The organism is Gulosibacter massiliensis (assembly GCF_900626105.1).
Lineage (GTDB): Bacteria > Actinomycetota > Actinomycetes > Actinomycetales > Microbacteriaceae > Gulosibacter > Gulosibacter sediminis.
The window spans coordinates 32879-53674 of record NZ_UYZX01000002.1; the positions used below are offsets into that span (position 1 = coordinate 32879).

General features: G+C 68.0%; 24 protein-coding genes and 1 riboswitch. Of the genes, 13 read left to right on the forward strand and 11 right to left on the reverse strand.

Annotated elements, in window-relative coordinates; translation table 11 throughout:
* Positions 1-30 precede the first annotated feature (30 nt).
* Positions 31-633: an SRPBCC domain-containing protein gene (locus tag EJL01_RS09970; protein WP_125107509.1), complete on the reverse strand. Its 603-nt coding sequence runs from the start codon at positions 631-633 to the stop codon at positions 31-33.
* Between the two features lie 251 nt (positions 634-884).
* Here EJL01_RS09970 and EJL01_RS09975 point away from each other — a divergent pair, with 251 nt between their 5' ends.
* On the forward strand, positions 885-3035 hold the full coding sequence (locus EJL01_RS09975; protein WP_125107510.1) for an ATP-dependent Clp protease ATP-binding subunit: 2151 nt from the start codon (positions 885-887) through the stop codon (positions 3033-3035).
* A gap of 78 nt (positions 3036-3113) precedes the next feature.
* On the opposite strand, the gene EJL01_RS09980 is transcribed toward EJL01_RS09975, so the two are convergent.
* Positions 3114-3680, reverse strand: coding sequence for a nitroreductase family protein (locus tag EJL01_RS09980; protein ID WP_125107511.1), 567 nt, complete (start codon positions 3678-3680; stop codon positions 3114-3116).
* A gap of 72 nt (positions 3681-3752) precedes the next feature.
* On the opposite strand from EJL01_RS09980, the gene EJL01_RS09985 reads away from it, so the two are divergent.
* Positions 3753-5153, forward strand: a complete 1401-nt coding sequence (locus EJL01_RS09985; protein WP_125107512.1) for a serine hydrolase domain-containing protein — start codon at positions 3753-3755, stop codon at positions 5151-5153.
* On the opposite strand, the gene EJL01_RS09990 is transcribed toward EJL01_RS09985, so the two are convergent.
* The 3 genes from EJL01_RS09990 to EJL01_RS10000 all read right to left on the reverse strand — a co-directional run bounded on the left by EJL01_RS09990 (position 5150) and on the right by EJL01_RS10000 (position 7246).
* Complete coding sequence (locus tag EJL01_RS09990) at positions 5150-5587, reverse strand: hypothetical protein (protein WP_125107513.1); 438 nt, start codon at positions 5585-5587, stop codon at positions 5150-5152. The two genes, EJL01_RS09985 and EJL01_RS09990, sit on opposite strands and share 4 nt — an antisense overlap.
* Positions 5584-6339 (reverse strand): hypothetical protein, encoded by a 756-nt coding sequence (locus EJL01_RS09995; protein ID WP_125107514.1) that lies wholly within the window; start codon positions 6337-6339, stop codon positions 5584-5586. The genes EJL01_RS09990 and EJL01_RS09995 overlap by 4 nt, the downstream gene beginning before the upstream one ends.
* Before the next feature lie 70 nt (positions 6340-6409).
* Positions 6410-7246 (reverse strand): exodeoxyribonuclease III, encoded by an 837-nt coding sequence (locus EJL01_RS10000; protein ID WP_125107515.1) that lies wholly within the window; start codon positions 7244-7246, stop codon positions 6410-6412.
* 39 nt (positions 7247-7285) lie between these two features.
* Between EJL01_RS10000 and pyrE the strand changes: the two genes are divergently transcribed.
* Together pyrE and EJL01_RS10010 are read left to right on the forward strand one after the other, a co-directional pair.
* Complete coding sequence (pyrE, locus tag EJL01_RS10005) at positions 7286-7837, forward strand: orotate phosphoribosyltransferase (protein WP_125107516.1); 552 nt, start codon at positions 7286-7288, stop codon at positions 7835-7837.
* 2 nt (positions 7838-7839) lie between these two features.
* Positions 7840-8319 (forward strand): septum formation family protein, encoded by a 480-nt coding sequence (locus tag EJL01_RS10010; RefSeq protein ID WP_125107517.1) that lies wholly within the window; start codon positions 7840-7842, stop codon positions 8317-8319.
* A gap of 77 nt (positions 8320-8396) precedes the next feature.
* Here the strand turns inward: EJL01_RS10010 and EJL01_RS10015 are convergent, their stop codons facing one another.
* The 5 genes from EJL01_RS10015 to EJL01_RS10035 form a co-directional block, all read right to left on the reverse strand.
* Positions 8397-9269, reverse strand: a complete 873-nt coding sequence (locus EJL01_RS10015; RefSeq protein WP_164509792.1) for a type IV toxin-antitoxin system AbiEi family antitoxin domain-containing protein — start codon at positions 9267-9269, stop codon at positions 8397-8399.
* Positions 9270-9385: 116 nt separating this feature from the next.
* Positions 9386-10024 (reverse strand): TrmH family RNA methyltransferase, encoded by a 639-nt coding sequence (locus EJL01_RS10020; RefSeq protein WP_125107519.1) that lies wholly within the window; start codon positions 10022-10024, stop codon positions 9386-9388.
* A gap of 17 nt (positions 10025-10041) precedes the next feature.
* Positions 10042-11070, reverse strand: coding sequence for an ABC transporter substrate-binding protein (locus EJL01_RS10025; protein ID WP_125107520.1), 1029 nt, complete (start codon positions 11068-11070; stop codon positions 10042-10044).
* Positions 11063-11929: an ABC transporter permease gene (locus EJL01_RS10030; RefSeq protein WP_125107521.1), complete on the reverse strand. Its 867-nt coding sequence runs from the start codon at positions 11927-11929 to the stop codon at positions 11063-11065. The genes EJL01_RS10025 and EJL01_RS10030 overlap by 8 nt, the downstream gene beginning before the upstream one ends.
* A gap of 59 nt (positions 11930-11988) precedes the next feature.
* Positions 11989-12112: riboswitch (FMN riboswitch) on the reverse strand.
* A 48-nt stretch (positions 12113-12160) separates the two neighbouring features.
* Positions 12161-12754, reverse strand: a complete 594-nt coding sequence (locus EJL01_RS10035) for a cysteine hydrolase family protein (RefSeq protein WP_206427729.1) — start codon at positions 12752-12754, stop codon at positions 12161-12163.
* Positions 12755-12802: 48 nt separating this feature from the next.
* Between EJL01_RS10035 and EJL01_RS10040 the strand changes: the two genes are divergently transcribed.
* Together EJL01_RS10040 and EJL01_RS10045 are read left to right on the forward strand one after the other, a co-directional pair.
* Complete coding sequence (locus tag EJL01_RS10040; RefSeq protein ID WP_268898496.1) at positions 12803-13228, forward strand: DUF3151 domain-containing protein; 426 nt, start codon at positions 12803-12805, stop codon at positions 13226-13228.
* Positions 13229-13272: 44 nt separating this feature from the next.
* A complete protein-coding gene (locus EJL01_RS10045; protein WP_125107523.1) occupies positions 13273-14562 on the forward strand; it encodes an adenylosuccinate synthase in 1290 nt (429 codons plus the stop codon).
* A 6-nt stretch (positions 14563-14568) separates the two neighbouring features.
* On the opposite strand, the gene EJL01_RS10050 is transcribed toward EJL01_RS10045, so the two are convergent.
* Positions 14569-14907: an FCD domain-containing protein gene (locus EJL01_RS10050; protein ID WP_241209196.1), complete on the reverse strand. Its 339-nt coding sequence runs from the start codon at positions 14905-14907 to the stop codon at positions 14569-14571.
* Positions 14908-14943: 36 nt separating this feature from the next.
* On the opposite strand from EJL01_RS10050, the gene EJL01_RS10055 reads away from it, so the two are divergent.
* From EJL01_RS10055 to EJL01_RS10085, 7 genes are all read left to right on the forward strand, one after another.
* On the forward strand, positions 14944-15738 hold the full coding sequence (locus EJL01_RS10055; RefSeq protein ID WP_431834733.1) for a tripartite tricarboxylate transporter permease: 795 nt from the start codon (positions 14944-14946) through the stop codon (positions 15736-15738).
* Positions 15739-15813: 75 nt separating this feature from the next.
* Positions 15814-16611 (forward strand): hydroxymethylpyrimidine/phosphomethylpyrimidine kinase, encoded by a 798-nt coding sequence (locus tag EJL01_RS10060; RefSeq protein ID WP_125107524.1) that lies wholly within the window; start codon positions 15814-15816, stop codon positions 16609-16611.
* A 2-nt stretch (positions 16612-16613) separates the two neighbouring features.
* Positions 16614-17201, forward strand: a complete 588-nt coding sequence (locus EJL01_RS10065) for a GNAT family N-acetyltransferase (protein ID WP_125107525.1) — start codon at positions 16614-16616, stop codon at positions 17199-17201.
* Positions 17202-17205: 4 nt separating this feature from the next.
* Positions 17206-17910 carry a deoxyribose-phosphate aldolase gene (deoC, locus tag EJL01_RS10070; protein WP_125107526.1) on the forward strand — a complete coding sequence of 235 codons (705 nt, stop codon included), beginning with the start codon at positions 17206-17208 and terminating at the stop codon, positions 17908-17910.
* Positions 17911-17937: 27 nt separating this feature from the next.
* The gene (locus tag EJL01_RS10075; RefSeq protein WP_125107527.1) at positions 17938-18249 is read left to right on the forward strand and encodes a chorismate mutase; all 312 of its coding nucleotides are present in this window, start codon (positions 17938-17940) and stop codon (positions 18247-18249) included.
* Between the two features lie 2 nt (positions 18250-18251).
* Complete coding sequence (locus tag EJL01_RS10080) at positions 18252-19439, forward strand: alanine racemase (protein ID WP_125107528.1); 1188 nt, start codon at positions 18252-18254, stop codon at positions 19437-19439.
* A complete protein-coding gene (locus EJL01_RS10085) occupies positions 19436-20785 on the forward strand; it encodes a D-arabinono-1,4-lactone oxidase (RefSeq protein ID WP_125107529.1) in 1350 nt (449 codons plus the stop codon). Before EJL01_RS10080 ends, EJL01_RS10085 begins: the two co-directional genes overlap by 4 nt.
* Positions 20786-20796: the final 11 nt, after the last annotated feature.

Below are 20796 nucleotides of genomic sequence, written 5' to 3' on the forward strand. Positions count from 1 at the left end.
TGCGACGCCCACCGGGTCGTGGCTCAGGCGCTACGCGAGGTACGAGTGCGCGTGGAGCACCGAGACCATGGGGTTTCGGTGCGCTGGCGTGCTCGGCGACGCGGCGTCGCTGTCGGTCAGCGCGGTGCCGAAGTTGCGCACCTGCTGGTCGTACGCGGCGAGAAGCTCATCGCGGCGGAAGCGCAGCGCGTAGGCCGGCACGGGGATTTCATTGAGGAACAGGCGCAGGAACTCGAGCTGGGCGTGCCAGGTCGATGCCGCGCGCACGACGTCGTCTTCGTCGAGCCCCGACACTGTCAGTCGCAGATGCGTGCCGCCGACGAGGCCGTTCTCGAGGTCGAAGCGAACGTTCGAGGCCGGGTAGCTCCCGAACTTCCACTCGTAGTCGAGGGCGCGTAGCGGCTCGAACTCGAGCACCTTGCCCTCGATGTCGTAGTGCGAATCGTTAAGGTACTCCACAGTGAAGTGGTTACCCGCCACGAGGTCGTGCGAGAACGTTCCAAGCCACGATGCGAGGGCGTCACGGTCACTAATCGCGCGCCAGAGCTCGCGGCGACCGAACTGTGAATCGATGTCGAACACAACTCGAAAGCCGCCAGATTCGCGACCAATCTTGCCGATGATTTCAGCCATTGTTGTCGCCTCCTATTTCTGGCTGCCATTTGGCAGATGTTTGGGCTGTTGCGGGTTCGCAACAGGAGCAGTGATGACCGCTGCTTGAACACTAGGTTAACAGGAGGTTAACGAGGTGGCAGGGTTTCCTTGATGTGTGGGCGTGTTGCGCAGGAAAATCTCAGCTCAAATGCTTGCGCGGCCTGGACAAAGTCGTAAACTTGAGTCAAGTACGCTCAAGTTGTGATTCAGATCAGCGAAAGGAGACACTAATGGCCAACATGCAAGGCGCACAGGCTCCCGATGAGGAAAGCCAGTCAGCCCTCGAACGCTTCGGTGTCAACCTCACCGACATCGCTCGCGCCGGCAAGCTCGACCCCGTGATCGGTCGAGACAGTGAGATTCGGCGCATCAGCCAGGTGCTCACGCGCCGCACCAAGAACAACCCCGTGCTCATCGGCGAACCCGGTGTCGGCAAGACCGCCGTTGTCGAAGGGCTCGCCCGGCGCATCGTCGCTGGCGACGTGCCCGAGTCGCTGAAAGAGAAGGACGTCATCTCGCTGGACATGTCGGCGATCCTCGCCGGCGCGAAGTACCGCGGCGACTTCGAGGAGCGAATGAAGGCGGTGCTCGACGAGATCGTCTCGAGCGAAGGCCGCATCATCACCTTTATTGACGAGCTGCACACGCTCATGGGTGCCGGTGGCGGCGAATCGAGCGTCTCGGCGGCGAACATGCTCAAGCCGATGCTCGCGCGCGGTGAGCTGCGTCTCATCGGCGCGACGACCCTCGACGAGTACCGCGAGTTCATTGAGAAGGACTCAGCGCTCGAACGTCGCTTCCAGCAGGTCTACGTCGACGAGCCGAGCGTCGAAGACACGATCGCGATCCTGCGCGGGCTCAAGGAGCGGTACGAAGCGCACCACAAGGTCGCGATCAGCGACGGGGCGCTCGTTGCCGCGGCATCCCTCTCGAACCGCTACATCCCCTCCCGTCAACTGCCCGACAAGGCCATCGACCTCATCGATGAGGCTGCGTCGCGGTTGCGGATGGAGATCGACTCGTCGCCGCTCGAGCTCGACCAGCTCAAGCGGCAGCTCGAGCGCATGAAGCTCGAGGAGTTCGCGCTGAAGAAAGAGCACGACGACGCGTCGAAGGAGCGACTCGCGAAGCTGCGCGAAGACATCGCCGCCCGACAGGCTGAGCTCGACGCGCTGCAGGCGCGCTGGGACGCCGAGCGCAGCGATCTGAACCGCGTCGGTGACCTCAAGTCGAAACTGGACGATGCGCGCATCCGGGCCGACCGGGCGCAGCGCGAGGGTAACCTCGAGCTCGCGAGCCGCGTGCTCTACGGCGAGATCCCCGAACTCGAGCGCCAGGTGGCGCAGGCCGAGGCCGCCGAGCAGAACGAGGCGCGCATGGTGAACGACCAAGTTACGGAGGAGGACATCGCCGAGGTCGTGGCCGCGTGGACGGGCATTCCCGTCGGTCGGCTCATGCAGTCGGAGCGCGAGAAGCTGCTGCACCTCGAGGACGAACTGCACGAGCGGGTCGTCGGGCAGGATGCGGCGGTCAAGGCGGTCTCGGATGCGATTCGTCGTTCGCGGGCCGGGGTGTCCGACCCGACGAAGCCGACCGGCTCGTTTATGTTCCTCGGCCCCACGGGCGTGGGCAAGACCGAGCTCGCGAAGGCGCTCGCCGAGCTGCTCTTCGACGACGAGCACGCCATGGTGCGCATCGACATGTCGGAGTACGGCGAGAAGCACTCGGTTTCGCGGCTCGTCGGTGCCCCTCCGGGATACGTCGGCTACGAGCAGGGCGGCCAACTCACCGAGGCCGTGCGGCGACGCCCGTACTCGGTCGTGCTGTTCGACGAGATCGAGAAGGCGCATCCCGAGGTATTCGATGTGCTGCTGCAGGTGCTCGACGACGGTCGCCTGACCGACGGCCAGGGCCGCACGGTCGACTTCCGGAACACGATCCTGATCCTGACCTCGAACCTCGGCTCGCAGTTCCTCATCGACCCGCAGCTCAGCCCCGAGCAGCAGCGCGAGGAGGTGCTCGGCGTGGTGCGCAAGGCGTTCAAGCCCGAGTTCCTCAACCGCCTCGACGAGATCGTCGTGTTCGACGCCCTCTCGAGCGACCAGCTCGCCCGCATCGTCGGCTTCAACATCCGCACCCTCGAGGCCCGGCTCGCCGAGCGTCGACTGCGCATCGACGTCGACGAGGATGCGCGCGAGTGGCTCGCCGAGCGCGGCTACGACCCGATCTACGGCGCCCGACCGCTGCGTCGCCTGATGCAGCACGAGATCGACGACCGGCTCGCCCGGGCGATCCTGGCGGGAGAGGTGCACGACGGCGATACCGTCAAGGTGCGCGTCGCCTCGGACCACAACTCCCTCCAGCTCGACACCGTCCGGTAGTGCCCTCAAGCAGTTGAGTGGTCGGTTTTTGTAGTTCTGGCACCGCCAGAACTACAAAAACCGACCACTCAACTGCTTTTAGTCGCGGACTAGGACGAATTCTTCGATGGGTTTACGGGCGCGGGGAGCGGCGTCGCGCTCGCGGACCTTCTCGGGGATCTCCTCCGAGTCGACGAAGCGGCCGAGCGCGACCGCGGTGACGATCTCGTAGCCCTCGGGAATCTCGAACTCGAACTTCGCGACGTCGAAGCCGGTCATCTGGTGCACGTCAATGTCGAGCGCCTCGGCCTGGAACGTGAGGTGGGCGACGGCCTGACCGAGGTCGTAGTACGCGGTCGGGACGGGCTCACCCTCGCGCTCGACCTGCGCGAGCGTCAGCACGAGCGCCGAAACGCGCTCGGCCCACGCCTGGTTGAAGGGCAGCAGCCCGTCGAGGATGTGCTGGAACGTGTCGGTGCCGCGGCGACCCGAAATGAACGCCCACGGCTGGTAGTTGAATGCCGACGGCGACCAGCGCGCGGCCTCGAACAGCGTGCGCATCTGCTCGCGGTCGAGCTCGAAGCTCGAATCGAAACCGCGGGGGCTCCAACGGTCGGCGAGGAGGCCGTGAATCGGTCGGGTGGTCTCATTGCGAGGGGTCGACATGCGAGTCCTTTCGAATCGAACGAGTGCAAGCGTAGTCACGCAACGCCTCGCGTCGAAGCAACATTCCGCCGCATGACGTTCACGCGCACCTCACCTGCGCGTGGCACGATTTATGGGATGCGCAGAACGAACCTTGCCTGGCGGGCCGCCGTCGCGGCCGGCATCGCTGCGGTCTTTGCGCTCACCGCCTGCGTCGGCACGGCGCTGCCCGGTCCGACGGCCGTGCCGCTGCGCCCCACCGAGTCGGCGAGCTTCGAAACCGACGACCTCACCGCCCTTATGAACCAGCTCACCGACGCTGGCGCTCCCGCCGTGACCATCGAGGTGCGCGATGGCGACGAGGTCTGGACGAGCGCGGTCGGCGTGCAGTCGAGCAACAGCGAGTTGCCGGCGAGCGCGAGCAACACCTCGCGCGTCGCGAGCGTGACGAAGCCCATGGTCGCGACGATGATCCTCCAGCTCGTCGACGAGGGCGAGCTCACGCTCGACACCGACGTTCAGGACGTGTTGCCGGGCGTCGTCGGCGGGCGCGAGGTCACCGTCGAGCAGCTGCTGCAGCACACCTCGGGCATGCCCGACTACGTCGAGGCACTCGCGCTCGGCGACCCAACGCAGATCCTCAACGTGCTCGACAACGGTCGCACGCAGCAGGAACTCGTCGACCTCGCCCTCAGCCAGCAGTGGCGCTTCGACCCGGGCACCAGCTGGGAGTACTCGAATTCGAACTACGTCGTGCTCACGATGCTGCTCGAGGAAATCACCGGCAACTCGCTCGACGAGGAGCTCGCCACCCGCATCACGACACCGCTCGGCCTCGTCAACACGAGCATCCCCGACGGCGCTTCGATGCCGTCGAACTCGCTGCACGGCTACGTCGTCGAGTCGGGCCTTTCGATCGACGTGACGAAGCAGGATGCGTCGCTCTGGAACGGCGCCGGCGCCGTCGTGTCGACCCCCGCCGACGTGAACACGTTCATGCGCGCGCTCCTCACCGGGCAGGTGCTGCCCCCGCAGCTCGTCGGCTACATGCTGCGGCTCAACGACGAGGGCTATGGCCTCGGCATCCAGGCGCGCGAAGACAAGTGCCCGGCCAGCGACGCGACGATGATCAACTCCGAGCAGGTCGATCCGACGATCGCGCCGAACGCGACGGCGACCCCGACCTTGACGGAAGGGGTCGCGGCCGCCCCGAGCCCGAGCATCCCCGCCAGCTGGCCAGACGCGCCCGACGACGGCTCGGGCAGTGTGATCGAGGACGACCTCGGCACCATCGGCGTGCAGATCGGCGAGCCCGGGATGGTCTACGGCCACCTGGGTTCGGGCCTCGGCTACCGCGCGCTCACGCTGTCGAGTCCGGACGGGCTGCGGCAGGTGACGGTGTTCTGGACCGCCTCCGAGATCAACCAGGACAACGACGAGCGCGTGCACCTCGCCTATGACATTGCGGATGCGGCGCTCGCGCGCGACTGCTAGTGCAGGTCGATCGTCAGGGTCGCGCTGTCGAAGTCGTCGCCCGTGACGGTGGCTGTCGCGAGCTCGGTCTCGAAGCTGAGGTCGTACGGGCCCTGCAGGATCGCCGGGAACTCGAGCGCGCCGACGCCGACGCTCGAGAGCAGGCACGACATGTTCGCGTAGTGGGCGTTGCCCTCGCCACCCTCGACCTCGCCATCGGCGACGTACTCGAGGTGGTTCGCGTCGGTGACGGTGGTGAAGTTCGCGACGTCGGCCTCGCTGCCCGGTTCGGCGGTGCAGCCGCGCACCGCGCTCGCGAGGCGCTCGGAGTCGGTGTTCGGGCCGGTGAATGCGCCGATGCCAACGCTGACACCCGCGCCCACCGCGATGCCGGCAACCGCGGCGATGGTCATGCCGAGCACGCCGAAGCGGCGCGTCGTGGTCGATTCGGTCATGACTGCGCCACCTTCAGCTCGCCGGATTCGGGGTCGAGGTGCACCGTAAAGCCGCCGATCGTGGCGGGCTCCTCGAGCGTCGCGAGGTAGTCGACGTAGGTCTGCCCCTCGGGTTCGGCGCCGAGTTCGTAGAGCACGCAGGCGCCGTCGCCGGCAAACCGGCCGGCGTCCGACACCGCGGCCGGCGCGTGCACCACGAGCTCGCTGTCGCTGAGCTCGTAGTTGCCCTCGCCGAGCGAGCACTTTGCGGGGATGCCTGCGAGCGCCGACGGCTGGTTCAGGGCCTGGATGCCGTACACCGCGCCCGCGCCGAGTACGAGCCCGACGACGCCGATGCCGATGAGGGCGGGCAGGCCGACACCGCGGCGCTTGCTGGTGGGCGCCGGCTTGCTCGCCTGCGCAGGCTGAGTTGGGGATGCGGCGGCGGATGCGCTCGCGGCGGGCCGCGCATTGGTCGCGACGGGGCCTGCCGATGTCGTCGACGAGTTCGTGGTGACCGGATGCGGCGCGGGCAGCTCTCCGTTCGTGTCGGCCGGAGCATCGGCCGACCAGGGCACGACGCGTGCCTGTGCCACGACGTGGTGGCGGCCATCCGGCGACGGCAGCGGGCCCGGAGCGGGCGCAGCGGGCGCAGGCGAAGCAGCGGGGGCAGGTGCGGGTGTGGCCGGTGCGGCGGGCGCGGCGCGGGGAGCCTCGCGCGGCTCCTCGAACCCCGGGGAATTCCCGATCGGCGGCAACAGTGGCATGGTCATGGAACTATCCAAGCGGGCGCGGGCCGTCGGCGCATCACCGCGACGGATGAGCGCAGATCGGCCAAGCGCGCTAGAAGATCATCGGGGCGTCGTCGTCGAGTGCGGTGTCGATGTCGAGCTCAACCACGACGGGCACGTGGTCGCTCGGGCCGTCGCCCTTGCGCTCGTCGCGCGCGATCCAGGCGTCGACGACGAGCTCGTCGAACTCGGGCGTACCGAGGATGAAGTCGATGCGCATGCCCTCGTTACGGGGGAACCGAAGCTGCTGGTAGTCCCAGTAGGTGTAGCCCTCGACGCCACGGCTGCGCAGCGCGTCGATGAGCCCGTCGTCGAGGAACGCCTGAAATGCGTCGCGCTCGGGCTTCGTGACGTGGGTGCGGCCCTCGAAGAACTCCATGCTCCACACGTCGTGATCTTCGGGCGCGATGTTGAAGTCGCCCATGATCGCGAGCGGCTCGCCCGGGTGCGAGTCGCGGCGCACTGCCACCGAGCGGCGCAGCGCCGCGAGCCACTCGAGCTTGTAGGGATAGTGCGGGTTGTCGATCTCGCGGCCGTTCGGCACGTAGAGCGACCAGAGGCGCACACCCTCGATCGTGACGCCGAGCGCGCGGGCCTCGATGGGCAGCGAGCCGTCGTCGAGCGGCTTGCCGAAGCCCGGCATGTCGGCGAAGTCGTGCACGACCTCCTCGATCGGCAGGCGCGAAGCGAAGGCGACGCCGTTCCACTGGTTCTTGCCGTAGGCGATGACCTCGTAGCCCGCCTGCTCGAACTCCTCGTAGGGGAACTGCTCGGGCTTGCACTTAATTTCTTGCATCGCGAGCACGTCGATGTCGGCGTGCTGGAGGTAGTCGACGACGCGGCCCTTGCGGGTGCGGATGGAGTTGACGTTCCACGTGGCGATGCGCATGGCTCTACCGTATCGGCCTTGGCCGGTACGCTTGGTCACGTGACCGACGCGCGTACTCAGCTCATTCAGCTCATCTCCGACGAGGCCGTTTTCCACGGGGACTTCACCCTCACGAGCGGCAAGAAGGCGAGCTATTACATCGATCTGCGCAAGCTTTCGCTTGACCACCGCGCTGCGCCGCTGATCGGCCAGGTGCTGATCGACCTCGTCGCCGAGTTCGAGCCGGATGCGGTGGGCGGCCTGACAATGGGCGCCGACCCGCTCGCGAACGCGGTGCTGCACCAGTCGGTCGCGCAGGGCGCGCCGATCAACGCGTTCGTCGTGCGCAAGGAGCCGAAGGACCACGGCCGCGGCAAGCAGGTCGAGGGGCCCGACGTCGACGGCAAGCGCGTCGTCGTGCTCGAGGACACCTCGACGACCGGCGGCTCGCCGCTCGCCGCCGCCGCCGCGCTCGAGAAGGCCGGGGCGACCGTCGTCGGCGTCTGCACCATCGTCGACCGCGCGACCGGCGCGGGTGAGCGCATCGAGGAAGCGGGCTACCCGTACCGCTACGCGATCGGGCTCGACGACCTCGGCCTCGCCGAGTCGTAACCGTGACCGCAGGCCGGCGCGGCATCGCGATCGCCGCCGCCGTGGTGGTGCTGCTCGTGGGTGCCGCCGTCGGCTGGCTCTGGCGACCGCTCGGCGTGCCCGAGGCCTCGCCGACGCCGACCCCCACCGAGACGCCGAGCATCTTCGAGGCCGAGGCGGGCACGTGCGTCGCCGAGTTCGACGATGCCTGGCAGCTCGAGTTTGACGAGGTGCCGTGCTCGCAGCCGCACGCCGCCGAGGTGTTCGGCACGGTCGACGTGACCGACTACGTCGACGCCGGTGCCGACTGGCCCGGCGATGACGCGCTCGCGGACTGGGCCGTGCTCGCGTGCGAGGGCCTCGACGACTACCCGAGCGACATCACCGAACTGCAGGTGCGCTGGCCTCTCGAGGAAGACTGGGCCGCCGGCGAGCGCAACTACGTCTGCTTCTCGGTGACCGACGAGGCGGCCGCAACGCCCTCCGCCACACCAACGCAGTAGCCCGCGTTGACCCAGCTGTCCCATATACGGGCCGGAGGGGTATATATCCCTTCTGTCGCGTATATGGGACAGCTGGGTCACGCAGCCTCGGTGCCCTCGCCCGAATTGGGCCCGCGCCGGTGCACGCCATCACGCACGAGGCTCAGAATGCTCTGTCCGACCTCGTCGAGCCGCGAGACGACGTCCTCGTAGGTCACGCGAATCACGCGGTAGCCGAGGCTGGTGAGCGCGAGATCGCGGGTGCGGTCGTTCTGATACGCCTCCTCAGACGTGTGGTGCGATTTGCTGTCGACCTCGATGATGAGCGACTTGCCGACGAGGAAGTCCACGCGACCGACCTCGCCAATCTCGACCTGCGTGCGATAGCGAATGTGATGCGAGCGCAGCCAGAGTCGCACCAGCGTCTCGGTGCCGGACTCCGCGCTCGCATCGAATCGCGCGAGCACCTCCTGACCGCGAGGGCCGGTGAGCAAGGCAGCGCGCTCGATCTGGGCTTCGCTCAAGATGCCCTGCTGCACCAGCGAGTCGGCGAGCACAGTCGCAGTGTCGGCGGGGAAGTCGAGCATGGTGACGAACAGCGCGACGAGTGCCGAGTCGCAGGCGGTATCGCATGGGCGAGCCGCCTCGCCGCGCAGTCGGTGCGTGGTGAGGTCGGTTGTGACTTTGATGCGGTCGTCGCGCGCCGCGCGCACGTTGACGCCGAGGCCCTCGGGCGTCCAGGCGCCGTGAAGTTTCAGCGCCGATGGGCCGGTGAGCACACCGCCCGCCTTGACGGCGCTCACTACGTCGGCATGCGGGTCAGTTCCTGACCACCACCCGCGGCGCAGCTGCGTCAGTTGCCCCGAGCGGGTCAGTTGACGAACCTCGACCTTGTCGAGCGGCACGGCCCGCAGCTGCGCGTTGGAGAGAACGCCGAAGTTGGCGGCAAAGAGGGGAGTGAGGTCGAGCACACTGCCAGTGAAGCCCGGCAGACGGCCGGGCAGGCATGGTCGGCGTGCGGCTGTGGACGACGACAATCCCACAGGCGACCCGGGAGCCGAATAGACGACCCCGTCAACCCCCGAAACTACGGCCGGCGACCGTAGACGTGCTGCAGCACCCAGTCGTGCATCGTCACGGCCGCGGCCGCCGACGCGTTGATCGAGCGAGTCGAACCAAACTGGGTGATCTCAATCACCTGCTCCGACGCATCCACCGCCTCCTGCGTGAGCCCCGGCCCCTCCTGCCCGAAGAGGAACACGCAGCGCTCGGGCAGCGCGGTGGTCTCGATCGGCACGCAGCCGGGCACGTTGTCGATGGCGAGGATCGGCATGCCGGCTTCACGCGCCCAGGCGGCAAACGCCTCGATCGTCTCGTGGTGCACGACGTGCTGGTAGCGGTCGGTGACCATGGCGCCGCGGCGGTTCCACCGCTTGCGGCCGACGATATGCACGGTGTTCGCGCCGAACGCGTTCGCGCTGCGCACGATCGAGCCGATGTTCATGTCGTGCTGCCAGTTCTCGATGGCGACGTGAAACGGGTGCCGCGTCGTGTCGAGGTCATCGACGATCGCCTGCATCTTCCAGTACCGAAACCGGTCGATGACGTTGCGAGTGTCGCCGTGCTCCAGCAACTCGGGGTCGTAGCGAGGGTCGTTGGGCCATTCGCCCTGCCAGGGGCCGACGCCCCACGTGCTCAGCTCGTGCGTTGGTGACTGCTCATTCATCTCGCTCTATTGTGCCGCTATGCGCTCGACAGCAGGGCATTCGTGTAGAGCGACTCGGGCGCAACCTCGGTGTCGATGAGGCCCGACGAGAACATGAACTCGGCCATCGCCGCCCACGTGTCGGGGTCGTTCGTGAGCAGTGGCGCGTCGCCGAGCGGCTCCATGAGCGGAATCGTCGCCTCGAGCGTCGCGAGCGCGGCCGCCTTCTGCTCGTCGCTCGTGAGCGTCGGCACGTACTTCGCGGTGATCTCGACGGCCGCTTCGGGGTTCTCGGCGATGTATTCGATCGCCCGCTGCACGGCCTCGAGCACCTTGCGCACGTCGTCGCCGCGGTCGGCGATTGTCGCGGCATCGGCGGCCACGGCCGGGCCGACGAGGGTTGGATGCGCGGGGTCGACCGCGTCGATCGTGCGAATCGGGAAGCCCTCCGCCTCGAACTGCACGGCGTCGTTGTTCGAGAAGCCCATGACCGCGTCGACGCGGCCGCCCGTGAGCGCGGCCTGCTGCGTGTAGCCGATGGCTTGGATGTCCACGTCGTCCTGGCTCAGGCCCGCCTCGTCGAGCATCGCAAGCAGCGCGAAGTAGGTCTGGCCGTAGAGGCCGGGCAGGCCGACGGTGTGGCCCTTGAGGTCCTCGGGCGTCGTGATCTCGGAGTCCTCTGGCACGATGAGCACCGCGGGGTAGGTGTTGAAGAGCGTTGCGACCGACTGCAGGTCGACGCCGCCCGCGGCAGCCTGCGTGATCTCGTCGCCGCCGGCGTAGACGAGCTGCTCGGTGCCGGCCTTGAGCGCGCCGAACAGCTCCTCGCTCTCGCCGTGGTGGCGCAGCTCGACGTTGACGCCGGCCTCGTCGAAGTAGCCGAGGTCTTCGGCCACATAGAACGGGGCGAACTGCACGTTCGGCGTGTAGGTGAGGCCCACCGTGAGGGTGTCGCCGGATGCGCCGCTCGCGTCGGGCGAGGAGGCGACGCCCTGGCAGCCGGCGAGGGCGAGCGCCGCGGCGGCCGCGACGGCGGCGGCGCGGACGAGTCGGGTGAACCTAGACATGCGCGGATCCTTTGGGGGAGGGCTCGGCCGGTGGGACGAGGTGAATCTCGTCAGTGTCGAGCGAATCGAGCGAGTTGAGGGTGTCGGCAGAGCGGGCGCGCGAGCGGGTGGTGAGCACCGTATCCAGCACGCGCAGAATCGTGAACAGGCCGACGGCGAGGATCACGAGCATGATCAGGGTCGCGAACAGGCCCTCGGTGTCGTTCGCGTCGCGGAAGAGGGTGAGCAGCATGCCGAGGCCGCGGCCGCCCATCGTGAATTCGCCGACGACGGCGCCGGTGATCGAGAGGGCGGTGCCGGCGCGGAGGCCCGCGAGCACGCTCGGCATCGCGAGCGGTGCCTCGACCCAGAGCAGGGTCTGCCACCAGTTCGCGCCGTCGAGGCGCGCCGCTTCGATGACGTCGCTCGGCAGGGCGCGCACGCCGAGGATGGTCGTGACGAGCATCGGGAAGAACGCGACGACCGCGCAGAGCATGGCGATCGGGGTGAGGCCGTAGCCGATCCAGAGCGCGAGCAGGGGCGCGACCGCGACGGCGGGGATCGCCTGTGACGCCGTGACGTAGGGCGTGAGCGCGAGGTCGACCCACACGACGCGGGCGATGAGGTAGCCGAGGGGCACCGCCACGAGCACCGCGATGAGCGTGCCGAGCAGCGCTTCGACGAGGGTGACGCCGGTGTACTGCAGCAGCGGGCCGTCGACGATCTCGGTGAAAAAGCGCACCGCGAGCGCGCTGGGCGTGGGCAGGAACTCCTCGCTGATGACGCCGCTGCGCACCGCGAGCTCCCAAACCGTGAGGAGCACGACGGCGAGGGCCGCCGGCGCGACAAAGCGCGGCCAGGCGCGGCTCGTGCGCTCCATCGGGTCCTCCAGATCTGGCCCCGGGGATACGCACTGCTCGACGTTCGTGAACGTCAGGTACCGCGCGCCTCCCATCCGGACTTTAACCGTCGGTTTCGGAATTGCACCGAATCAGCCGCATCGTGAGATGCGGGTCGCGGACTTTACCGCCGGCTCGGATTTTCACCGACCCCGGAGCACGTGTACTCGTTCGTTCACTGTACACGCGCCCCGGAAGGGGGCGACGGTTTGTTACTGCGCGAGCAGTTCGTCGGTGGTGACGAGTGTGATGAGCGGGTCGAGCAGGCCGAGGAGTTCGAGCGCTTTGATGTGCGCGTCGTCGGTGCCGCCGGCGCACGCGTCGGTGACAACGATGACCTTGCGGCCCGCATCGATGGCGCCGAGGGCGGTGCCGAGTACGCAGCAGTCGGTGGCGACGCCAGTAAGAATGAGCGGCGTCGTGATCGGCAGGCGGGCGAGTTCGTTGCCCCACTTCGAGAACGTTGGGGCGTCGAGGGTGTCGGATGCGGTGAGCGAGCCGATCTCGAGCTCCCACGCTGGGTCGTCGGGCGGGAGTCGAGTGGTGGGCCAGCGGTCGTAGTACTCGCGCCAGGTGCCAACCTCGGCAGGGTCGCGCACGAAGCGGGTGAAGATGGGCGGCGTCGAGACGGCGGTCGCGAGCCGTTCGATGTTGCGCAGGGCGGCGTCGAAGCCGGTGCAGCACCACACACTGTCGGGGTCTCGGAAGACCCGTTGCATGTCGATGGCAATGAGTTGTGCGTCGGTGGGAATCACGGTGCTGCCTCCGAGATCGAGTTGAAGGATGCTCGCTCGTGATTCTGCCACTGGGGTCACTTCCCCTACCGTCAATACAACCTTGGGATAATGGGCGGCATGGACAACCTGCTTGGCATTCCGGAAACCCTGCTGCCCGAGGAACCCGAGGTTCTCGACGACCTCGGCAACCTCCCCGACAACGAGGCGGCGACCGAGGCGATTGTTGAAAAGCATCCCGCATCGTCGCTTGCCTGGTCGGAGCTCGCGAGCCTCGCGCTCTCGGCCGACCAGACCATCCAGGCCTACGCGTTCGCGCGCGTCGGCTACCACCGAGGGCTGGATGCGCTGCGCAAGGCGGGCTGGCGTGGCCAGGGCCCCGTGCCGTGGTCGCACGAGCCGAACCGCGGCGTGCTGCGCTGCTTCTACCTGCTGCGTGAGTCGGCCCGGGCCATCGGCGAGACGAGCGAAGTCGACCGCCTCACCGACCTGCTCAACGACGCCGATTCGAGCGCGATCGGCGCGATTGAGGCGGAGCGAGGCTAGCTCGACGTAGAGTTAAGTGTTAGCTAGCAAAGGGTAGGGAGCTCATGCCAGGCGTAGCAATCATTGGTAGTCAGTGGGGCGACGAAGGAAAGGGCAAGGCGACCGACCTTCTCGGCGGCCGCATTGACTATGTCGTCAAGTTCAACGGCGGCAACAACGCCGGGCACACGGTCGTCATTGGCGACGAGAAGTACGCCCTGCACCTGCTGCCCTCGGGCATCCTCACGCCGGGCGTCACGCCGGTGATCGGCAACGGCGTCGTCGTCGACCTCGGCGTGCTGTTCGAAGAGATCGAGCACCTCGACGAGCGTGGCGTCGACACCTCGAAGCTTCGCGTTTCGGGCAACGCCCACGTGATCCCCGAGTACAACCGCGCGCTCGACCAAGTGACCGAACGATTCCTCGGCAAGCGCCGCATCGGCACGACCGGCCGCGGCATCGGCCCGACCTACGCCGACAAGATGACCCGGGTGGGCATCCGCATTCAAGACCTCTTCGACGAAAACATCCTGCGCCAGAAGGTCGAGGGCGCGCTCGTGCAGAAGAACGAGCTGCTCGTGAAGGCGTTCAACCGCCGCGCGTTCAGCGTCGACGAGATCACCGACAACCTGCTGCAGTACGCCGACCGGCTGCGCCCCATGGTGGGCGACACCGCGCTCGAACTGCACGAGGCACTCGACCGTAACGAGATCGTCGTGTTCGAGGCCGGCCAGGCCACGATGCTCGACATCGACCACGGCACCTATCCGTACGTGACCTCCTCGTCGGCCACGGCCGGCGGCGTCGCAACGGGTTCGGGTGTCTCTCCGCGCGCGATCAATCGCATCGTCGGCATCCAGAAGGCGTACATCACCCGCGTCGGCTCGGGCCCGTTCCCGACCGAGCTCGACGACGAGGTCGGCGAGAAGCTGCGCCAGCGCGGCGGCGAGTTCGGCACCACCACGGGTCGCCCGCGCCGCACCGGCTGGTTCGACTCGGTCGTCGCCCGTTACTCGTCGCGCATCAACGGCTTCACCGACATCGTCATGACGAAGCTCGACGTGCTGTCGACCTTCGACACGATTCCCGTCTGCGTCGCCTACGACGTCGACGGCACACGCTACGACGAGATGCCGATGTCGCAGTCCGACGTGCACCACGCCAAGCCGATCTACGAGGAGTTCCCCGGCTGGCAAGAGGACATCTCGGGCGTCAAGAACTTCGCCGACCTTCCGAAGAACGCGCAGGACTACGTCAAGGCCGTCGAGGAACTCTCGGGCGCCCGCATCTCGGCGATCGGCACGGGCCCGGCCCGCGACCACATCATCGAGCTGCACAACCTGCTCGGCGACTAGCTAGAGCTAACCGGGCAACCCCCGCAACAACCGGATGCGCAGCTCGCGCGCGGCCCGCATGTGGTCGCTTGCGAGCTGCCGCGCGAGGCCTTCATCGCGAGCGTCAATCGCCGCGACGAGGGCCTCGTGTTCGTCGAGCGAGCGCTCCCAGCGGTCGCCGACCGAGAGCGTCGAGTGCGGCGCGTGCGTGAGGTGCAGCGCGAGCCGGTTGAGCAGGTCGACGAGTACGGGGTTGTGCGCCGCATCCCAGATCGCGGCGTGAAACTCGAGGTTCGTCGTAAGCCGCTCGGCGTCGCTCGGCGACTCGAGCGCTCTGTCGCGCCGCACGAGCCCCTCGAGCTTCACCAGGTCACCAAACTGGCGGTTCGTGGCGGCCTCGGCATGGGCCTCGCACTCACCTTCATCGGCATCGACGGCCCCTCGGGCACCGAGGCCGTCGTCAAGCCCATCCAGCAGCGCCGCGCGATGCTCGGCTGGAAGGACTTCCGCTACGCCCTGCCCGCCTGGCTGCGCGGCACCGCCTTCGGTCTGCCCTTCGGCATCGTGCCGGCCGGCGGCTCCGAGGTGCCGACGTTCCTCGCGTACGGCACCGAGAAGTCGCTCGCGAAGCGTCGTGGCGACAAGGAGTTCGGCACGACCGGTTCGCTCCGCGGTCTCGCCGCGCCGGAGGCCGCGGGGAACGCGACCACCGGAACCGCGATGGGTACCCTGCTCGCGCTCGGTCTGCCGGTCTCGTCGACCGCCGCGATCATCCTCGCCGCGTTCCAGCAGTTCGGCCTGCAGCCCGGCCCGCTGCTGCTGACGAACAACGCCGACCTCGTGTGGACGCTGCTCGCCTCGCTGATCATCGGCCTGCTCGTGCTGCTGTTCATCAACATGTCGCTCGCCGGCGTGTGGGCGAAGCTGCTCAGCGTGCCGAACCACTACCTCTACGCCGGCATCACCGTGCTCGCGGTGCTCGGCCCGCTCGCCGAGACCGAGCTGCGCCGCGCGCTCGCGGTGTCGGAGGGTGACGTCTCGGTGCTCTGGAGCTCGCCATTCACGATCGGCCTCTACCTCGTGCTCGCCGCGGCGCTCGTCATCTCGGGTGTGCAGCACCTGCGACACCGCCGCAAGGCGAAGCTCGAGGCGCAGACCGTCGCCGTGCGCATCCCCGAACACCTCGACGCGAAGTAACGATCGGATGCGGTGGGGTGGTGACGCGCGTAGGCTAATGAACGTCGTTCACCACCCCAACGTCGAGGAAGTTCCATGACCACGCCACCCGTCACCTTTGTCATTGCCGGTTCGGAAGCCACTGGCGGCGCGGGAGTGCAGGCCGACCTGCGCACGCTGCAGCAGCTTGGCGTCTACGGCGCCGCGGCCCTCACCTGCATCGTCTCGTTCGACCCGAAGGACGGCTGGAACCACCGTTTCGTGCCGATCGACCCGCAGGTGCTGCGCGACCAGGCCGAGGCCATCCTCGCCGACTGGCAGCCCGCATCCGTGAAGATCGGCATGCTCGGCACGGTGCCGACCATCGAGACGACGCGCGACATTCTCGCCGCGGCGCAGCTGCCGAACATCGTTTGCGACCCCGTGCTCATCTGCAAGGGCCAGGAGCCCGGCGCGGCGCTCGACATCGATAACGCGCTGCGCGCCGAGATCCTCCCAATCGTCGACGTGATCACCCCGAACTACTTCGAGACCTGCACGCTCGCGGGCGTCGACGAGATCGACACCGTCGCCGGCCTTGGTGATGCCGCGAAGAAGATCTCCGAGCTCGGCACGAAGGCCGTTCTCGTGAAGGGCGGCCTCGCGACCCCCGGCGACAATGCCGTCGACGTGCTTTGGGACGGCTCGGAGCTCGTCGAGTACTCGCGCCCGAAGGTCGGCACCGCCGGCGTCTCGGGTGCCGGTGACTCGCTCGCGACCGCCGTCTCGGCGGGCCTCGCGCAGGGCAAGTCGCTCCACGACGCGGTCGACGCGGCGAAGGACTTCGTGACCGCGGGCATCCAGCGTGCGATCTCGGCGAACACCCCGTTCGACGTCGTCTGGCAGGGCGAGTAGCCATGCAGTTGCCGGAGCGCGCCGCCACGCTCGAGGGCACCCGCGTGCGGCTCGAGCCGATCGACCAGGCTGGGCTCGAGGAACTCGCGCCCGCGCTGTGGCGCGAGGACGTCTTCGCGGGCGGCTTCGGCGGCGGTGTCGCGGCGTTTCGCAACCACGACTCGTTCGCCGAGTGGTTCGACGGCTACCGCCCGAGTGGCGACGAGTCGCGCACCTACCTCGTGCGCTTCGACGGCCGCGCGGTAGGCACCACCTCGTTCTACAACGCCGACTACCGGCGCGAATCGGTGGTCATCGGCTACACCGCATACAGCCCCGACGTGTGGGGCACGACCGTGAACCCCGAGGCGAAGCGGGCGATGCTCTCGGCGGCGTTCGACGGCGGCGCGCACCGGGTCGTATTCGAGGTCGACAACCTCAACGATCGCTCGCGGGCGGCCGTGACGAAGCTCGGCGCGCACCTCGACGGCATCCTCCGCGAGGATCGCCCGCGCGCCGACGGCTCGAAGCGGTCGACCGTCGTGTTTTCGATTCTTGAGCAGGAGTGGCCCGAGGTGCGGGCCGGTCTCGATGCACGCGTGGGAGACTAGCGACATGAACCGTGCGGAACTCGCCAAGTACATTGACCACACGCTGCTCGCCACCGACGCGACGAACGACGACGTCATCGCGCTCTACCGCGAGGCCGCCGAACTCGGCACCTTCTCGATCTGCGTCTCGCCGAACATGCTGCCCGTCGGCGGCGCGTGGTCGGCCGGGCTCGACCCTGACGTCGAGACCGAGGTGGCGGATGCTGCGGGCCCGAAGATCTGCACCGTCGTCGGCTTCCCCTCGGGCAAGCACCACTCGAACATCAAGGCCGTCGAGGCCGCGAAGGCCGTGACCGAGGGTGCCGACGAGATCGACATGGTCATCGACATTGGGCAGCTCAAGGCGGGCAACCCCGAGCTCGTCAAGGCCGACATCGAGGCCGTACGCCGGGCGGTACCCGCGCCGACGCTGCTCAAGGTGATCATCGAATCGGCCGCGCTCACCGACGCCGAGATTGTTGCCGCGTGCCAGGCGGCCGAGGCTGCCGGCGCCGACTTCGTGAAGACGTCAACCGGCTTCCACAAGGCCGGCGGCGCGTCGGTTGAGGCCGTGCGCCTCATGCGCGCGACGGTCGGCGACCGCCTCGGCGTGAAGGCCTCGGGCGGCGTGCGCACCTACGAAGATGCGCTGAAGATGATCGAGGCTGGCGCCTCTCGCCTCGGCATGTCATCGTCGGCACAAGTGCTCGCCGACGCGCCGTCCGAGTAGCTGCCGGATGCCGATACCATCGTGAGCATGGTGTCAGCAGCGCAGCAACAACAGGCCCTCGAAGAGCTCGGGCGCATCCGTAAGTCGATCGACAACATCGACTCGGCGCTCATTTCGATCCTCGCCGAACGCTTCCGCTGCACGCAGCAGGTGGGCGAGCTCAAGGCCGCGAACGAACTGCCTGCAAGCGACCCCGCCCGCGAGCAACAGCAGGTCGCGCGCCTGCGCCAGCTCGCGCACGACGCTGACCTTGACCCCGAGTTCGCCGAGAAGTTTCTCGGCTTCATCATCGCGGAGGTCATCCGGCATCATGAGCGGATTGCCGCCGAGAGCAACTAGCCGTGCGCGCATCTGTGCGGCGGGCGGCCGCGTCGCTGCCCGCGCCCTGCGGGGTTATTGACCTCGAGGCGTTCGACCGCAACATTTTGGCGATGGCGCAGCGCGCCGGCGGCATGCCCATCCGCGTCGCGTCGAAATCTTTGCGCACCCGGGCCGCGCTCGAGCGTGTGCTCGAGCACCCGGGCTTTCGCGGCATCCTTGCCTTCACGCTGCCCGAGGCGATCATGCTCGCGCGCGACGGGCACGAGGATGTTGTGCTCGGCTATCCGACGACGAACCGGGATGCGCTACGCGAGTTGCGCTCGGACGCGCAGCTGCGTGAGCGCATCACGCTCATGATCGACGCGGTGGAGCACCTCGACTTCTTTGACGCCGTCGCGCCTGGGCCGGGCGTGCTTCGCGTCGCGATGGAGGGCGATATGAGCTGGTGGCCGGCGAAGCCCCTGCTGCGCGGCCACCTGCACTACGGCGTCTTCCGCTCGAGCATCCGCGAGGCCGCGCAGGCGGCCGCCTTCGCCCGCACGGTGAAGGCACGAAAGGGAGTGCAGCTCGTCGGCTTGATGGCCTACGAGTCGCAGGTCGCGGGCCTCCCGGATGCGGCGCACACCCCACGTGGCGCCGCGATCCGGGTGATTCGGCAGCAGTCGCTGGCGGATGTGCCGCGGCGCCGGGGCGAGATGGTTGCGGCCGTGCGCGACGTCGTCGGCGAGCTCGAGTTCGTCAACGGCGGCGGCACCGGCTCGCTCGAGTCGACCTCGGCCGACCCCTCGGTGACCGAGATCGCTGCGGGCAGCGGCCTGTTCTCGCCGGCCTCGTTTGACCGATTCCGCGGGTTTCAGCACGAGGCGGCCGCGTTCTTTGGCCTCGACGTCGTGCGCAAGCCGACCGCCGAGATCGTGACCCTGCACGGCGGCGGCTGGAGCGCATCCGGCAAGCCCGGGGCCGACCGCCTGCCCGTCATCGACTGGCCGCGGGGGCTGCACTACCTGCACGAGGAGGGCGCCGGTGAGGTGCAGACGCCCATCACCGGCCACGCGGCCCGCGGGCTCGAAATTGGAGATCGTGTATGGCTGCGGCACGTAAAAGCTGGCGAACTCGCTGAACGCATCACCGATTTCGCCGTGGTAAAGGGTGGAATAATCGAACAATTCTGGAAGACGTATCGAGGAGAGGGATTCGCGTACCTATGAGCGCTGACGAGACCGCGAAGCCGAAGCGTCGGCCCAACGCCTGGCGCAACTGGTCGGGTGGCGTCACCGAGACCTCGACGCTCGTCGCTGGACCGACGAGCGAGACCGCCGTGAAGGCGCTGGTCATCGGTGCGTCGGGCTCGGGCCTGAAGATCAAGTCGGTCGGCTCGGGGCACTCGTTCAACGACATCGCGACGACCGAGGGCCTGCGCCTGCACTTCGACGACTACCGCGGGCTCGTCTCGGTGAACCCTGACACGAACGTCGCGACCTTCCGCGCCGGCACGAAGCTGCACGAACTGCCGAAGCTGCTCGGCCCGTACGACCTCGCGCTCGCGAACCAGGGCGACATCGACGCGCAGACCATCGCCGGCGCGATCTCGACCGGCACGCACGGCACCGGCCTCGGCTTCTCGGGCCTGGCCGAAATGGTGAAGTCGCTGCGCATGGTGCTCGCCGACGGCTCGATCGTGTACTGCGACGAGCGCACGCATCCCGACCTGTTCGAGTTCGCGCGCCTCGGCCTCGGCGCGCTCGGCGTCGTGCTCGAGGTGGGCATCCAGTGCGTGCCGGCGTTCCGCGTCGCCGCGAGCGAGGACGCCATGCCGATGGACGAGGTCGTCGAAAGCTTCATCGAGCGCGCCCGCTCGAACGACCACGTCGAGTTCTTCTGGTTTCCACACGCCGACACCGCGCTCGTGAAGACGAACCGCCGACTCGCGCCCGGCGAAGAGCCCGATGAGTCGTTCGCCCCGCAGACCGCGCTCGCGAAGTTCGTCGACGAAGAGGTCGTGCAGAACTGGGCGCACCAGCTCGTCGCGTCGCTCGGCTCGGTCGTGCCCGGCGTCGTGCCGAAGATCAACCAGTTCTCGGCGTCGCTCATGGGCCGCCGCCACTACGTCGACGACTCGCACGGCGTGTTCGTGAGCCAGCGGCGCGTGCGCTTCAACGAAATGGAGTACGCCGTGCCGCTCGAGGACGGCCCCGAGGTCGTGCGCGAGATTCAGCAGCTCATTGACGCGAACGACTGGAACGTCTCGTTCCCGATCGAGGTGCGCTGCGCCGGCGCCGACGAGGTGCCGCTGTCGACCGCGTACCAGCGCGAATCCATGTACATCTCGGTGCACCAGTACGTGCGCGAGCCGCACCTCGAGTTCTTCGGCGCCGTCGAAGAGGTGCTGCAGGCCGCCGGCGGCCGCCCGCACTGGGGCAAGCTGCACACGCTGCGCGCCGACGAACTGCGCGAGCTCTACCCACGCTTCGACGACTTCGTCGCCCTGCGCAACGACGTCGACCCCAACCGCGTCTTCGCGAACCAATACCTGACCCGCACGCTGGGGGAGTAGGGGGCCCGGGC